This window comes from Lentzea terrae (assembly GCF_003265345.1).
GTDB classification, from domain to species: domain Bacteria; phylum Actinomycetota; class Actinomycetes; order Mycobacteriales; family Pseudonocardiaceae; genus Lentzea; species Lentzea terrae.
In genome coordinates, this window is record NZ_QFWW01000059.1 from 45,125 (window position 1) to 60,290 (window position 15,166).

16 protein-coding genes and 1 pseudogene are annotated in these 15,166 nt (G+C 65.3%); 8 read left to right on the top strand and 9 right to left on the bottom strand.

Translation table 11 applies throughout. The features are described from left to right. Nucleotides 1-5 precede the first annotated feature (5 nt). The 5 genes from DI276_RS48610 (at nt 6) to DI276_RS48635 (ending at nt 6,601) form a co-directional block, all read left to right on the top strand. Entirely contained in the window at nt 6-1,166 is a 1,161-nt protein-coding gene (locus tag DI276_RS48610; RefSeq protein WP_157985419.1) for a hypothetical protein, read from the top strand. A 35-nt stretch (nt 1,167-1,201) separates the two neighbouring features. Then, a complete protein-coding gene (locus tag DI276_RS48615; protein ID WP_157985420.1) occupies nt 1,202-1,708 on the top strand; it encodes a hypothetical protein in 507 nt (168 codons plus the stop codon). Between the two features lie 2 nt (nt 1,709-1,710). Further along, on the top strand, nt 1,711-2,979 hold the full coding sequence (locus DI276_RS48620; protein ID WP_157985421.1) for a hypothetical protein: 1,269 nt from the start codon (nt 1,711-1,713) through the stop codon (nt 2,977-2,979). Nucleotides 2,980-4,309: 1,330 nt separating this feature from the next. After that, on the top strand, nt 4,310-5,323 hold the full coding sequence (locus tag DI276_RS50660) for a hypothetical protein (RefSeq protein ID WP_157985422.1): 1,014 nt from the start codon (nt 4,310-4,312) through the stop codon (nt 5,321-5,323). A gap of 534 nt (nt 5,324-5,857) precedes the next feature. After that, nucleotides 5,858-6,601 carry an RDD family protein gene (locus DI276_RS48635; RefSeq protein WP_232837445.1) on the top strand — a complete coding sequence of 248 codons (744 nt, stop codon included), beginning with the start codon at nt 5,858-5,860 and terminating at the stop codon, nt 6,599-6,601. On the opposite strand, the gene DI276_RS48640 is transcribed toward DI276_RS48635, so the two are convergent. Next, nucleotides 6,595-7,218: a GNAT family N-acetyltransferase gene (locus DI276_RS48640; protein WP_112277154.1), complete on the bottom strand. Its 624-nt coding sequence runs from the start codon at nt 7,216-7,218 to the stop codon at nt 6,595-6,597. The genes DI276_RS48635 and DI276_RS48640 overlap by 7 nt on opposite strands. A 27-nt stretch (nt 7,219-7,245) precedes the next feature. Further along, nucleotides 7,246-8,166, bottom strand: coding sequence for a phosphotransferase enzyme family protein (locus DI276_RS48645; RefSeq protein WP_112277326.1), 921 nt, complete (start codon nt 8,164-8,166; stop codon nt 7,246-7,248). A gap of 38 nt (nt 8,167-8,204) precedes the next feature. On the opposite strand from DI276_RS48645, the gene DI276_RS48650 reads away from it, so the two are divergent. Beyond that, nucleotides 8,205-8,960, top strand: coding sequence for a DUF899 family protein (locus DI276_RS48650; protein WP_112277327.1), 756 nt, complete (start codon nt 8,205-8,207; stop codon nt 8,958-8,960). 171 nt (nt 8,961-9,131) lie between these two features. Here DI276_RS48650 and DI276_RS48655 read toward each other — a convergent pair whose 3' ends face one another. The 3 genes from DI276_RS48655 to DI276_RS48665 all read right to left on the bottom strand — a co-directional run bounded on the left by DI276_RS48655 (nt 9,132) and on the right by DI276_RS48665 (nt 11,295). Further along, on the bottom strand, nt 9,132-9,605 hold the full coding sequence (locus tag DI276_RS48655; protein ID WP_157985423.1) for a hypothetical protein: 474 nt from the start codon (nt 9,603-9,605) through the stop codon (nt 9,132-9,134). Nucleotides 9,606-9,690: 85 nt separating this feature from the next. Next, nucleotides 9,691-10,674, bottom strand: a complete 984-nt coding sequence (locus tag DI276_RS48660) for a GlxA family transcriptional regulator (protein WP_198681361.1) — start codon at nt 10,672-10,674, stop codon at nt 9,691-9,693. 156 nt (nt 10,675-10,830) lie between these two features. After that, on the bottom strand, nt 10,831-11,295 hold the full coding sequence (locus tag DI276_RS48665; RefSeq protein WP_112277157.1) for a nuclear transport factor 2 family protein: 465 nt from the start codon (nt 11,293-11,295) through the stop codon (nt 10,831-10,833). A gap of 79 nt (nt 11,296-11,374) precedes the next feature. Here DI276_RS48665 and DI276_RS48670 point away from each other — a divergent pair, with 79 nt between their 5' ends. Next, on the top strand, nt 11,375-11,890 hold the full coding sequence (locus DI276_RS48670) for a TetR/AcrR family transcriptional regulator (protein ID WP_112277158.1): 516 nt from the start codon (nt 11,375-11,377) through the stop codon (nt 11,888-11,890). Here the strand turns inward: DI276_RS48670 and DI276_RS51720 are convergent. The 4 genes and pseudogenes from DI276_RS51720 to DI276_RS48685 form a co-directional block, all read right to left on the bottom strand. Then, nucleotides 11,869-12,615, bottom strand: a complete 747-nt coding sequence (locus DI276_RS51720) for an energy-coupling factor ABC transporter ATP-binding protein (protein WP_198681380.1) — start codon at nt 12,613-12,615, stop codon at nt 11,869-11,871. The two genes, DI276_RS48670 and DI276_RS51720, sit on opposite strands and share 22 nt — an antisense overlap. 30 nt (nt 12,616-12,645) lie before the next feature. After that, nucleotides 12,646-13,284 (bottom strand): annotated as a pseudogene (gene cbiQ, locus DI276_RS51725) (cobalt ECF transporter T component CbiQ); the annotation flags it as partial. Further along, nucleotides 13,284-13,580, bottom strand: a complete 297-nt coding sequence (locus tag DI276_RS48680) for a PDGLE domain-containing protein (protein WP_112277160.1) — start codon at nt 13,578-13,580, stop codon at nt 13,284-13,286. The pseudogene cbiQ and the gene DI276_RS48680, both read right to left, overlap by 1 nt. Beyond that, nucleotides 13,577-14,263: an energy-coupling factor ABC transporter permease gene (locus tag DI276_RS48685; RefSeq protein WP_112277161.1), complete on the bottom strand. Its 687-nt coding sequence runs from the start codon at nt 14,261-14,263 to the stop codon at nt 13,577-13,579. The genes DI276_RS48680 and DI276_RS48685 overlap by 4 nt, the downstream gene beginning before the upstream one ends. A gap of 152 nt (nt 14,264-14,415) precedes the next feature. Between DI276_RS48685 and modA the strand changes: the two genes are divergently transcribed. Further along, complete coding sequence (gene modA, locus DI276_RS48690) at nt 14,416-15,144, top strand: molybdate ABC transporter substrate-binding protein (protein ID WP_112277162.1); 729 nt, start codon at nt 14,416-14,418, stop codon at nt 15,142-15,144. Nucleotides 15,145-15,166: the final 22 nt, after the last annotated feature.

Genomic DNA, 15,166 nt, shown 5'->3' on the forward strand with positions numbered 1-15,166 from the left:
CACACATGGCGGGCACCGTGCTTGTGAGGGTGACTGCGGACGTCTCCAAAGCCACGTCAGGACTTCGGGACGTCGGAAACCAGACTCGGGACCTGGGAGAGAAGTTCGACTCCGCAGGAGGCCACTCAGCCAAGCTTGCGGGTGCCCTGGGTGACCTGGGTGGTTCCCTCGCTGCCGCTGGTGGGGAAGGCAGTGCCCTTGCCAGCATTGGAGAATCGCTCGAAGGTGCGCAGCCGCTGATCATGGGTGTTGCCGGAGCGATGGACATCCTCACTCTCGCAACGAACCTCGCTCAAGCTGCGTCCGTGAAAGCGGCTGCATCCTGGGTAGCACAGAAGGCTGTTCAGGTAGCGAGCACGGTTGCTACGGGTGCGATGACAGCAGCACAGTGGTTGCTGAACGCGGCCTTGAACGCCAACCCGATCGGTCTGATCATCCTTGCGATCACCGCACTTGTGGCCGGAATCGTCTATCTCGCAACACAAACCCAGTTCTTCCAGACGATCTGGGCTGGACTTCAACCTGTGTTCGAAGCTGTCGGAGAAGTCGCAAAGAAGGTGTTCGAGGGCATCAAGTTCGTGGTAGAGAAGGTGATCGGCTTCATCGTCGGTTACGTGAAGTTCAACATTGCGATCTTCGTGAAGACGTTCGAGATCATCAAGCAGATCCCCGAGTTCGTGAAGAACGCCTTCAACGCTGCGGTGGACTTCATCAAGAGCCTGCCTGGTCGGATGATCGAGCTAGCGAAAAACGTCATGCGTGGCCTGGTCGACGGCATCAACGCCGGTCTCCAGTGGGTGAAGGACAAGGTTTCGGGACTGGGCAACCTGATCCCCTCCTGGTTGAAGAAAGTCCTTGGTATCTCTAGCCCTTCACGCGTCATGAAGACGTTGGGACAGCAGACGATTGATGGTTTGGCTGAAGGTCTTTCGTCGCGCACACAAGCCGTAGAGCGTGCCATGTCCGGCATCAGTGATGCGGTAGCGGGTGCAGACCTACGCGCCAACGCGGACATAGAGATTTCCGGCAGTAGCAAGGGTTCTGGTGGTTCCCCGATCACGATCAACGTATATGCGCATCCCTCGAACAACCCTGCTGAAGTGGGACGCGAGATCGAGAAGTTGTTGCAAGCCAGGAAGTTCGTAGCGGGAGGACTCGATCTCTGATGCCATACGTTGCTTACGACCCAACACTCTTCACGGTGGAGACCGCAGAAGTGGTCCCCTCGACCGTTGGTGGGTTCGTAGGCAGCGGCCTTGTGGGGCAAGAGGTTCAGGACTGGGTGCCAGAGAACGGCTTGGCTTCGTTCGACTACACGAACGGCTACCGGTTCGATCCTGCCTCACAGACATTGATCGTGGACTCAGAGACGGCCACTGTCAGCATCGCCCGCTACGTTTCCTCTGTGGTGCAGGGACTTCCTGAGAACCCTCTCCGCACGGGCGACAAGGTTCGAGTCACGTACGGAGCGTACTTCCGTTACCTGGGCACAGTCACAGGCACCACGATGACCTACACAGAGCGTCCGGAAGCGTTGAAGCATCAGGCTCGGTTCGTGGTTCGGTTCACCGCGCAGTTGCTTGGCACATATGCCATTGCGTTGAGTAAGAGGGTGTGCTGGCAAGAACTTCCCGAGGAATCCGCAGAAGACAGGATCACCCGTTGGGTGAACATCATCACTGACCCTGGTCCGTGGGATGGTGACTGATCATGCCTTCCATCAGCACATGCCAGGCTGCGGTACCGCCCGCGTGGTTCTTCACGTACGGCGGAGTTGGCGGGAACGCACCTGATCCTGAAGTGATCACAACCGACTACGGTCCGGCGTTCCGCTTCAGCTTGAACGGGCAAGGTGAAGCGGTCTCGTCTGCTGCCTTCACGTTCGACGCACCGTTGGTTATCCGGGTGGATCTCCCAGAGGCACAAACCCTTACGTGGGAGGAACACAACGCAGTCATCGTCCTCACGCCGGATCTTGCATGGGGGTTCCCGGAACCTGGGGAGACCGGTCCAGAGTGGTTGGCGCGCAACACAGGCCGCACTGTGGACTCACGCGGGTGGTTTCTGGTCCAGCTGCTCACCGAGTACGACGAACCGTTGTGGGTTGGCCTGGTGGTCGAACAGGTAGACGACACGGACCGCATGCGACTGGCTATCTTCCCGCGTGGTCCCGAGTACCCGGCTGAGACCGGATCGTGGATGCTCCCCGCGTACTTCGGTCCGGAAGATGTTGGCTCTCTGTCAGCGTTCTACGTGAAGATCGAGCGTTGGGGCGAGGGTGGCACCACAACAAAGATCTCCTTCTCCGAAGATGGCGCTACGTGGGATGTGCTGAACGAGGCCTACGCGGATGTTGAACTCTGGTCCACATCACCGGTCTACCTTGGCGTGTCCAACAACTACAGCGCTTTGAACTCCTCGACGCTTTCTGTTGTCATGCAACCACAAGAGCCTGTGGAACATCCCGGTTGGGACCCTGGTTGGGGTGAGGACTGGGACGACAACGCACCCTATGACAGCGATTTCGACTCGAACTGGGATCTTGACGCTATCGCTCCGGCCGTGCCTCAGTTCGGGTGTGACAGCGTGCTTTCGTTGGTACAGCAGTACTCGGCTTTGATCAGGCGTCCGGTTCGGATCATCTCAGGAACTGAGATCTCCCTGGTTGACCTCGACACTGAAGGCATACCGACAGGTTTCCTCACGTATGAGGACAAGTTGTACACCAGTGCTACCAAACAGGTTTCCGCTGGAGCACACACGTTGAGCCTTGATCGTGCAGACCGCACGGTAACGGCTTCTGCCGAGTTCAAACAGGATGACGTAAGACTCCTGGTGTCTAGACACCGTGTGCCACAAGCACTTCCCACCTTTGGTGGTATGCCTCCCGCACCGGTTTCCCGTGTGTCACTGCACTTTGATCCCGAGCACTTTCAAGCATCCGTGGAGTTTTGGATCTCAGATGAGGGAGGCGAGTGATGTCTTACCGGGTGTACTCAGACGGCGATGATTGGGATAGCGCTGACTTCAACATGATGACCTCACAAGGCATCGCGAGGTTCCCTGATGCTGCGGCGAGATCTGCGTCTATCGCTTCCCCTGCAACAGGGCAGTTCACTTGGCTGGACTCACCAGGAGTCCTACAGCGTTGGTCTGGTAGCGCATGGGTCACCTACGCGCCGATTCCTGCTGGTGGCACAACTGGGCAAGTGCTCACGAAAGCCAGCGGCACCGACTATGACTTGACGTGGAGTACGCCATGACGACTTTCGATCTCCACGTTGACCGTGGCGCCACCTTCAGGGCCTCTTTGCTTTGGGGCACAAGGGAAACCTCAGAGTCCGAGACGGAACCGTTCGACCTCACTGGGGCTACGGTGTCCCTCCTCCTGTGGGGGCAAGAGGGCTACTCGGGTGTTCGGTCGTGGCCGTGGCATCAGGCTTACGACTGCACCGTTGATGAGGACAATCGGATCAACGTTGTCTTGTCCGATAAGGAAACCAACGAACTTCCGTCTTCACGGCTTGAGTACGTCATCCGCGTTCTGATGCCCTCACAAGAGGTCCGACATGTTCTTGAAGGGCACATGATCGTGAACCACGCGGGAGGTGTTCCCAGTGATTGAAGTCATTGAAGTCACCGTTCCCGAATCAGTGGATCTCGCGCTGGACTTTGGCGACGCTGAGGTGATCGAGCTGGGCCGGACCGGTCCGGCCGGACCGCCTGGACCCGCTGGTGCGGATGGTGAGCCTGGTCCTCAGGGCATACAAGGTGTTCCTGGCCCCCAGGGACCTCCTGGAGCTGCTGGCGCACAAGGTCCGGCCGGAGAACAGGGGCCGATCGGTCCTCAGGGTCCACAAGGGCTCACAGGCCCTGCTGGTCCTCAGGGAGAAGCCGGGGCCACGGGCGCTACTGGTCCTGCGGGTCCGGCTGGACCTCAGGGTGAACCGGGTGAGGATGGTGCAGACGGATCACCTGGTGCTGATGGTTTGTCAGCGTATGAGGTTGCCGTTGACAACGGATTCGTTGGCACTGAAGCCGAATGGCTCGATTCGCTAGTAGGTCCGGAAGGTCCCCAGGGTGAAACAGGTGCCACGGGACCAGCAGGACCAGAAGGGCCACAAGGTGACGTAGGCCCGCAGGGTGAAACCGGACCCGAAGGACCAGCAGGACCAACCATCGGCGTACGTGTGTTCACGGGTAGCGGTGCCCCCGGAACTATCACCGGTGCCGTAGCAGGAGATCTCTACGTGGACATCTCCACACCAACAAACCCGGTCTTCTACGTCTTATCGTGAGGTGAGTTCCGATGCCATGGAATGTCTTAGGTGCGGACTTCCCCGCGCTGGTCTCCAGCCGTATCAGTGACGGCACCGACAACGCGGAGGTGTTCGCGGGAGATCAGAACGGCCTAGTGGTTGGTGGCGGAAACAAAACTGTCACAGTGAACATCACCGCCACGGGTGCCATATCAGCTATCGACGTGTCCAACTATGCGTTGATCTCGTTTCAGTGGTCAGCCGTAGGCGGAGGCTCTCCCACTTTCGCTTTCCAGCAGTCGAACGACGGCGTTGTGTGGTCGGCTTGTTCCATGACTCCGGTCTCTGCCCTTGCAACGTTCTCTACCGCATCCAACGGTGCATCGGTCGGAACAATGTGGGTTGGCCAAAAGGTTGGCAAGTATTTCCGATTCAATGTGACCGGTTCGGTTTCCGGTACGTACACAGCGGTCTTCACCCTTCACTCCGTTGCTGCTCCGCTGACGCACTCCGTGATCATGCCCTCAGCTCCGACCACTGCTGTGACTCTCGGGTCAGGTTCGGTGAACACGAATGCGTTCGGTAGCAACGTGGGCAACTCAGACGGCCAGTTCATGTCCACACAAGCCGCTTTGGCTGTGTACAACTACGTCCACAGTGGTGGACAGGGGTCCAATCCCAGTTGGGACCGGTTGAAGGTCCCGAACATTGCCAAGACAGTGACTGCGACCGCTAGTGGAAACACCGCCGTGTGGACTCCTACATCAGGCAAGAAGTTCCGGTTACAGCGCTACCGCATTGATGTGACTGCGGATGCTGCTACGTCGGGTGGAGCTGTGATTGATGCAGTGTTGAGGGATGGGTCCACTACAGAACTGGCAGCGGCGTTGTCCCTCTATGTTCCGTCTGCCGCAGGTACGGGTATCGGCGTGGTCTCTACCGGCTGGGTTGACCTTGGGCAAGGCGTTCTTAGTGCTGCTGCTAACAACGTGCTGAATTGCAACCTGAGCGCTGCCCTTACCGCTGGAAAGGCAAGAGTCGTGTGTGCGGGTATCGAGGAGTGACAATGCCTCGAATAAGGATCAAGACGAGTGACGGAAGAGCCTGGGGTGGCGAGACAGCCGATCCACAGGCGTACGCGCAACGCCTCGCGAACAGTCTTAGTCGTGAGGTGAGCTACGCGGTTCAGATGGCCAATGGCACGTATCAACCGTGGACCGATGTGTTCCCAGACGGAAAGCTTCCGCACCTCGACCAGTAAGGAGTGATCATGCGTCAGCTCACAATGATTTTGCTGGTGGTCGCAGTGATCGCTGTGCTGGCTGCGGGCTACCTGCTGATCACGATCACCTAGCGGTACTGCGTCACCTGATCTTGCTTCCCCCTCGAACGAGCCCCGTGCACGGCCCACCCTCTCCCGTGCACGGGGCTCTCCTCTGGTTGATGGTGGTCACCCGACCGGGTGAACCTCAGGCGACCCGCATGTGAGCCCTGACACCGCGTACGCCTACGCGAACACTGAAGATCCACGATCTTGTCTCTGATGCCGTAAGGTGTCCTCATAACAGCAGGTCAGCGGCGTTAAGTACACTATCCGCGTGGGGGACCTCGTCACCGGTGAAGCCGTAGTTCTGGACCTGCGCGTCGCACAACTCGCCAGCAGGGCGGTCGCGTTCGCGTTCGACGTCCTCGTCCAGTTCCTGTTGTTCCTGCTCGTCTTCCTGATCGCGCCGATCGGGTTCGACGACGCGCTGCAGTCCGCGCTGGTCCTGGTGCTGGCGGTGTTCGTGCTGATCGGCTACCCGACGCTGGTCGAGTCGCTGTCGCGCGGCCGTTCCGTCGGCAAGCTCGTGATGGGCCTGCGGGTCGTCCGCGACGACGGCGGTGCCATCCGCTTCCGGCACGCACTGGTGCGCGCGCTGGGCGGGTTCTTCGTCGACTTCTGGGCGCTCGGGCTGGGCGGCGCGGTGGCGTTGTTCGTGTCGCTGTTCTCGCCGCAGGGCAAGCGGGTGGGCGACTACCTGGCGGGCACGCTGGTGATCCACACGCGGGTGCCCCGCCAGGACGTGGAGCTCGCGGAGATGCCGCCGCAGCTGGCCGACTGGGCGCGCGGGCTGGACCTGTCGCAGCTGTCGGACGAGCTGGTGCTGGCGGCTCGGCAGTACCTGGCGCGGTATCACGAGCTGAGCGAGCAGGCGCGGTTCGACCTCGGCACGCGGCTGGCGGACGACGTGGGTGCCGCGATCCGGTCGCCTCGGGTCGAAGTCACGCATCCGCATCCGTACCTGGCCGCGGTGCTGGCGGAACGCCGGCGCCGCGCGGCCGGACCGGCCGGTTACTGAGCCGGCAGGTGTGCGGCGGTGATCGGTGACTCGACCGTCCACCCGAGCTGCTCGTACAGCGCGCGCCCTGCTTCGGTGGCGACCAGCACGGCGCGCGCCGCACCGCGCTCCGAGGCGACGCGGGACAGCTCGGACATGACGACACTGCCGAGACCGCGTCTGCGGTGCGCGGGGTCGGTCTCCACCATGTCGATGACGGCGGCACGCCTGTGCACCGCGGCCCGCCCCTTCGCCGCGTGCTCGCCGCCGGTGGTGCGGACGACGGCATCGTGCACGGCACCGTTGCTGCGCACGTCCACCGTGTAGTGATCCGAAGGCGTGACGGCCGGGTGGTCCCCCAGTTCGATGCTCATCAGGTACTCCGGCGCGCTGAGCGTCCACCTGGGGCCCAGAGCGGGCCGCACCTGGTCCGGAGCGGCGCAGACCTTCAGCCACGTGCCGGGTTCGCTGATTCCGGCGGCGCGCCCGCTGACCGAGCCCAGGTCCAGCAGGACGTGTCGCACCCGATGCCGGGGCAGACCGACGTCGATGCGGTATCCGTCGGGTTCCTCGACCGGATCCGGGGTACCGCGGGACAACGCCCAGCCCCACACCCAGTCGGTGACGATCTGGATCACGCCATGATCCTGTCATGAACCCCTGGTTCAGGCGTTCGCTTTGCGGAGGCGTTCCGCCGCCTGCTCGCGCACCGCGTCGAGCGAGATCGGCGCGTCCCCGTGCAGGGCTTCCCAACGGGCGTTGTGCACCGCCGTCCACAGGCTCGCGGCCCACGCGATCTCCAGCTCCTCCGCGGTGAACGCGCGGCCGCGGTGTTCCTGGTAGGCGTCGAGGAACGCGGCCGAGCTCGCCACCGGGACCAGTGACGGTGGCGGGTCGTTGGCGAACGCGCCGCTCGCCGCGCCCACCAGTGCGGCTTCCGGTTGCCATCCCAAGCTGTCGAAGTCGTGCACGGCCCACACCTCGCCGTCCCGCCACCGGAGGTTCTGCGCCTCGAAGTCCGCGTGGCCCAGCACACACGGCAGGTTGGTGGCCAACAGCCGTTTGCGGACTCTCTCGGCCATCTCGACGACGAACTGGGGCACTACGCTCTGGTCCCGCTCGTCGAGGAAGTCGATCTTTGGCCACAGCCCGGAATCGGTGTGGTCCCACCGCGACCAGCGCGGGTTCGGCAACGGCGGCTCGACCTGCACGTCGGCGAGTTCGGCCATCAACCGCGCGAACACGGCCGCATACCGCCGGGCGACGGACGGCGTGTCGCCACGCAGGATCTCCCCGCCGGGCAGGGACTCCTCGGCGTGCACGGCGAGTGCACCGACCGCGACGACAGGTGTGAGCGGCCGGGCGCACGGGAACCCCCGCTGCGCGAGCTGGGCCTGCGCGGCGACACACGACGCGGCACGACCGTCGTCCTCGCGGGCCTTCACCACGACCTCCCGCCCTCTGGCCAGCCGCAGGCCGAACACCGCCGAGATCGACCGCGCCTCGAACAGCACGCCGACCGGCTCGTCCCCGAACTGGTCCACGCACCAGTCCGGCAGCCAGTCCGGCAGTTCGTCCACCCGCACGGTGACGACTGTGCCAGACAGCACCGAACGGAGTGATCATGACGACCACGCTGCCCGGCCGCCCGCCCGTCGTCGACCGCGCCACCTGGCAGGCCGCCCGGGACGAGCTGCTGATCCGCGAGAAGGCCCACACCCGTGAGGGCGACGCCATCGCGGCGGCCCGGCGCAGGCTGCCGATGGTGGAGTTCGACGCGAAGACCGAGGTGGTCGGATCCGACGGTCCCGTGCCGTTCCTCGACCTGTTCCAGGGCCGCGACGAGCTCGTGGTCTACCAGCACATGTGGTACGACGGCGCGCCGCCGCAGGGCCAGTGCGAGGGCTGCACCACCACGGTCTGGCACTTGAAGGACGCCCTGTACCTCAACGCCCGCGGCGTCTCGTTCGCCGTCCTGGCCACCGGCGGATGGGACGAGCTGGCCGCCTACGTCGAGTTCATGGGCTACACCCAGCCGTGGTACTCGGTGCGGGACGAGGTCGCACCGGTGGGACCGGGACACCTCAGCAGCTTCCTGCGCGAGGACGACCGGGTGTTCCTGACCTACTCGACCACGGGCCGCGGCACCGAGCGGCTCAACGGGTCCATTGGCGTGCTCGACATGACGCCCTACGGCCGCGGCGAGGCGTGGGAGGACAAGCCGGAAGGATGGCCGGAGGGCGACGTCCCCTGCTGGTACTGGCGCACGGCCGCGGACGGCCACGCCACCTGGGACGAGACCAGCCGCCCGGTGCCGCAGTGGAGCCGTCCCGGCGCGACGCCCGTGACGACGCTCGGCCGGCACGCCGACTTCCACTGACCGGCGCCGGTCAGACTGCGAGAAGTTCCTGCAGCAGCAGCGGGTTCATGTAGTCGTCGTAGCGGGTGATCTCACCGTCGCCCAGGGAGCGGGTCTGGCGCTTGTGCCGGCCCGCCCAGGCGTGATCACGCCGCTGCCAGGTGCAGCGACGTGATCAGCTTCTGGGTTCACTCACCGGCCGGGGATGTCGGGGCCCCGTCCCGGCAGGCTCCCCTGGCTCACGTCGCGGATCTTGGACCTGGCGAACGAGTACTGGTTGAGGATTGTCTCGTTCGGAATCCAGCGCTTGGTGCGGCCCACCAGGTAGACCCTGCCCGTTTCCCTCTCCCGGGCGAGGTAGGACCCGGAGAGCAGCGGCGACCCGATGTCGATGACGGCGCCGCCGGACTGCACCCCGCTGAAGTCCACCCACAGGTTGAAGTAGGTCAGCTCGTCGGGGACGTGGTGCCGTTCACCGTCGATCACCAGGTAGATGGCCCGTTCACCGGGGTTCTGGTAGCGGAAACCGTTGCAGGTGTGGCAGACCACCTGAACCACCGGCTCGCCGGCCGGAGGCGGCACAGCGGCTGATGCCGGCGCTTGGGGTGCGCAGATCAGGGACAGCGCCGCGAGAAATGCGAGTGACGACCGTGCGGACGTTCGCATAAAAAGACCCCCTCTTCGGTCAGTTCGTGAGGACTGACTGCCGGGCGCAGATCGGTTCTCTCGCCGATCGAGGTTCGTCCGGCTGTCATGTCCTCGAAGAGTGGTCCTGGCGCGGGTCCAGCGGTTGCGGCATGTCCGGCATCCTGCGAATCCTGTCCCCCGTGACCCCGTAGTGATCCAGGAACGCCTGCCGCAGGGTCTCGGCCGAGCGCAACCCGCACCGGCGTGCGATCGCCGCGAGTGACAGTTCGCTGCTGCGCGCCAGGTGTGCCGCGGCCTCGGTCCGGGCGGCTCGCACGGCACGGGCGGGGGTGGTGCCCAGGTGGGTGGCGAACAACCTGGTGAGGTGGCGTTTGCTCACTCCGGCCCGAGCCGCCAGCGCGGAGGAGCCCAGGTCCTCGGCGAGGTGCGCGGCGATGTGACCGAGCAGGTCGCGCACCAGCCGGTCGCCGGGCGGCGGTGCGGACAGGAACATGCTGATCTGCGCCTGGTTGGCCGGGCGGTGCAGGTAGGTCACCAGCTCGCGGGCGACGTTGCGCGCCAGCGTGGGACCGTGGTCGTCCTCGATCAACGCCAGGGTGAGGTCCAGCGCGCTGGTCACCCCGGCCGAGGTGTAGACGTTGCCGTCCTGGATGTAGAGCGGAGCGAGATCCACCGCGATCGAGGGGAAGGCCTGGGCGAGGAGCTCGCCGTACCCCCAATGCGTGGTGACCCGCCTGCCGTCCAGCAGTCCGGCGGCAGCCAGCACGAACGTGCCGGTGCACACCGACGCGATCCGGCGGCTGCGCAAGGCCAGCCGCCGCACCTGGGTGAGAATCCGCTCGTCGGACATCGCCGCCCTGGTTCCGTGCCCGCCCACGACCAGCAGCGTGTCGATCTGCCCGGTCACCGCGGCCAGCCTCCGCCCGCCCGCGAGCACGATTCCCGACGAACTGCGCGACCCGCGCCCGGAGACCGAGGCCAGCTCGATGGCGTAGGGCGGTGCCGCGCCGTGCTGGTTCGCGCTGTCCAGTGCCCCGCTGGGGCAGGCCACGTCAAGGATCTGGGCGTCGTCGTAGGCAACGATCACGACTCGCCGCGCTCGACTGTCTGTCACAAGGACAGGTAACCAAGACCACGCGGCCAGGAGTGGTGTTTTCGTTCAGCTGACGGATGTTCGGCATCCCCGTGGATTCGGGGTGACGTGGAACCTCGGCGACTTGCGGTCCACATCGGACTGATCCGGTCAGAAGGGCGGAGTCTGCACTGACACGACCGGCTCCGTTCCCCGGTCGGGCAGCCCCAGCAGTTCGGCCAGCAGCAACGGGTTCATGTAGTCGTCGTAGCGGGTGATCTCGCCGTCGCGCAGGTGGATGATCGCGACGGCCGTGAACGTGTAGTAGTCCTGCTTCACCTTGGACCAGCCGCGGTGCGTGATCTCCGCGACCGCGACGGCCGGGTCGTTGGTGCGCCAGCAGTTCGCCCGGACGTCCTGGACCTCGATCCGCTCTCGGACCCCCGAGCCGCGGACCTTGCTGAAGTACGCGCGGATCTCCTCGCGCCCCTTGAGCTCCTCCGGTTGCCACTGCGTCGGGAACCTGTAGGCCATGACGCCGTCCTCGGCGAAGAGGTCGGCGAAGTCGCCGTGCGACTGCTCCCCCGCCACCATCCTGCGGACGAACTCGACGATCTGTTCTGGTGTGCGTGTCATCTGGTCGTGCCCCCATCTCTAGAATCGGAACGGTGACCCCGGTTATGACGATACGGAACGCACGCCCCGGTTGGCAACGATGAGGGCCGACGCCGCTCGCAATCGCGAGAAGGTGCTGGAGGCGGCACGGGAGTTGTTCGCGGCTCAGGGCTTCGAGGTGCCGCTGGACGAGATCGCGGCTCGCGCCGGGGTCGGGCCCGGCACCGTCTACCGCCACTTCCCGACGAAGCAGGCGCTGTTCCAGGCCGTCACCGAGGCGCGGGTGGCAGCCATGATCGCGTCGGCCTCACTACCCGCCGAAGACCCCCAGGCCGCACTGTTCGCGTTCCTCGAACGGATGGCGGAGGAGGCGGCGGCGAAGCGGGACATGTCCGACGCGATCACCGTGACGCCCGAGCTGCGCAAGAGCCTGCACGCGGCATTGGGCGACCTGCTCGACAAGGCTCAGGCGGCGGGCAGCGTTCGTGCGGACGTGACAGCCACCGACCTCGTGGTGCTCATGAAGGGGATGTTGCAGAGCCTGCACGAGGGCGGAAACCCCGAGGTGCTGCTGGGGATCGTGCTGAGCGGGCTTCAGTCGAGCCGGAAGCCGTAGGGCAGTTCGAGGCGGTGCCGGGCGAGCAGGTCGGCGTCGGCGAGGAGCTCGCGGGTCGGGCCGTCCGCGACGACCACGCCGTCGTCGATCAGCACGCTGCGGGGGCAGATCTGCAGCGCGAACGGCAGGTCGTGCGTGACCATCAGCATCGTGCGGCCGAGACCGAGCAGCAGTTCGGCCAACTCCCTGCGCGCCACGGGTTCCAGGTTCGCGGACGGTTCGTCCAGCACCAGGATCTCGGGGTCGCACGCGAGCACCGAGGCCAGCGCGACCCGGCGGCGCTGGCCGCCCGAGAGGTGCAGCGGCGAGCGGTCCGCGACCGATTCCATGCCGACGGCGTGCAGTGCCTTGCGCACCCGGCCGTCCACATCGGACAGACCGAAGTTCTGCGGGCCGAACGCGACGTCCTCGCGGACGGTCGGGCAGAACAGCTGGTCGTCCGGGTCCTGGAAGACGAGGCCGACGCGCCGCCGGATCTCCTTCAGATGCTGCTTCGAGACCTCAAGTCCCGCAACGGAAACCGTGCCGGAGCCGCCACCCAGCACCCCGTTGAGGTGCAGGGCGAACGTCGTCTTGCCGGCACCGTTCGGGCCGAGCACCGCCACCCGTTCGCCGCGCTCCAGCCGCAGGTCGATGCCGAACAGCGCCTGATGGCCGTCGGGGTAGGCGAAGGCGAGCTTGGAGACCTCCAGCGCGGGCGCGGCCGGGGTCTCCGCGACGATCATCGCCGAACCTCCGGGACTGCCCGTCCAGCCGCGCGACACCATCGCGAGGTGCACCCTCTCTCCGCGTTCGTAGGACCGGATGAACAGTGTGCCGACCGCGCGTGCGGTGGCGCCCGCCTGCCACAGGAAACGGGGGTCGTCGCCGCGCGAGATGCGGGCGACGCGCATGCGTTTCGCTTCGCCCACAACAACTTCGCCGTAGCGGAGCATCAGCGTGGCGATCATGATCAGCGGCGCCGGCACGCGCAACGTCTGCAGGCCGCGCAGCAACTCCCCCGGCGCCGTAGTCGCTGCCAGAGTGAGGCTGATCAACACACCGAGGGTGCCCTTGGCGAGGATGTTCCAGCCCGCCAGCGCTCCCTCGACGGACACCGATACACCCAGGAAGTCCGTGCGCGGATCGGTGCCGAAGATCGGCAACAGGAACGCCAGCACGACGAACGGCGCCTCGATCACCGCGCGTTTCACGAACCACCGCACGGAAACGCGCGCGACGGACCACACCGCGATGATCAGCAGCAGGTACAGGCCGAAGAGCGGGAACCACGTGCGCGGGGTCGCCACGACACCCAGCACCGCCCCGAACGCCACGAGGATCTTCACGTGCGGCGCGAGGCGGTGCACCAGCGAGTCGCCGGCGTGGTGCAGGAGGTCGTGGCTACCGCTCATCAGTCCGCCAAATCAGTCTGAGGAGACCGCTTGCGCAGGAACCAGAAGAGGCTGAACGACACGGCCAGCACGACGATCACGCCGAGCACGCCGGCCAGACCGGTGAACTTGTCGTCGCCGCCGAGTGCGTAGTCGGCGAACGCGCTGCCCGCGAACGGGTGTTCCTGCGCGTGCTCGGCGATGCCGGTGTCCTCAACGGTCTTGTCGAGGCCGTCCGGGTCGCCGGACGCGAAGTACGACAGCACGCCCGCGATCAGCAACGACACGAAAGCGAACCCGATGAAGAACTTCTTCACGACCGGACCTCCAACGGCTTCTTGGTCCCGCGCAGCAGGTAGACGAGATCGGGCCGGATCGACGCGACCGACGTGACGGTGACGGCGGTGATCAGCCCCTCACCAATGCCGATCAACGCGTGCAGCCCCCACATCAGCAGCGCGACCTTGCCGATCTCCACCCCACCCGCGCCGCCGATCGCGTACTCGACGACGAAGCCGGTCGCGGCGACCACGGTGTTGACGAACGCCGAGACGAACGCGACCGCGGCCAGCCCGCCCTTGCCCCGCTGGGCGAGCCTGCGCAGGGCGAGCGCGACGACGAACCCGGTCGCGGTGCCGATCAGCGCCATGTTGGTGACGTTGGCGCCGAGCGCGGTGAGCCCGCCGTCCGCGAACAGCAACGCCTGCACCACCAGCACGATCGTCACGCACAACGCGCCGACGTACGGCCCGACCAGGATCGCCGCGAGCGCGCCGCCGAGCAGGTGCCCGGACGCGCCGGGCAGGATCGGGAAGTTGATCATCTGGACGGCGAAGATGAACGTGGCCACCAGGCCCGCCATCGGCGCCGTCCGGTCGTCAAGGTCGGCCCGCGCCTTGACCAGCGCGAACCCGACGCCCATCGCCGCGATGACGAGAAAGGCGACGGAGACCGGCGCGTTCAGCAGACCGTCGCTCATGTGCATGGCAACAGGTGACATGAGCGATCACGCTAATTGCCGGGACTCGACTATGGCCAGAACTGTGCAACAACAATTTTGAGGTAAGTACGAGTTGGTGGTCACAACGAGGCGTTCGGGGCGCGCGGCCGCCCGGTTCGCTAGGGTGTCGCCAGAACTGGGGGGTTCCACTGATGAAGCGACTCACGCTGCTGCTCGTCCCTGTTGTCGTGACGGGGCTCGCGGCCTGCTCACCCGCACCTCGCGATGACACGCCACCGCCGGTGAAGCCGCTCAAGGTGTACGCGGACTCGGCACTGACCGAGACGTTCACCCGGATCGGCAAGGACTTCAAGGCCACGAAGGGTGGCGTCGAGGTCGAGTTCGTGTTCGGCGCCAGCTCGGCGCTGCAGAACCAACTGGGCGACGCCGACGTCTTCGCCTCCGCGAGCCGCGAGCACATGAAGTTCGACTCGAAGGTCTTCGCGTCGAACCGGCTGGTGCTCGCGCTGCCGCAGGGCAACCCGAAGAACGTCAGGGTCTTCGACAGCTTCGCCCAGGGGGCGGACCAGAGGTCGTTCGCGATGTGCGCCGCGGAAGAGCCCTGTGGCGCGGCGGCCAGGGCCGCCTTGGCGAACGCCGGGCCCGCCGACCCACCCGCCGCCAAGGCGGTCGGGCAGGACGTCAAGCAGACGCTCGCCAAGCTGACGTCGGGCGAGGTCGATTCGGCGTTCGTGTACGCGTCCGACGTGAAGACGAACCCCGCTCTCATCGCGGTGCCCATGCGCGCGGCCGGCGGAGAACCCTTGAGGTTCCCGATCGCGGTCGTGTCCGGTTCGCCCGAGTCGAAGCGGTTCTACGACTACGTTTTCAGCGAGCCCGCCAGGAAGGTCCTGACCGACGCCGGGTTCGAGCTGCCCTAGTCATCCGATGAATTCTGCGTAA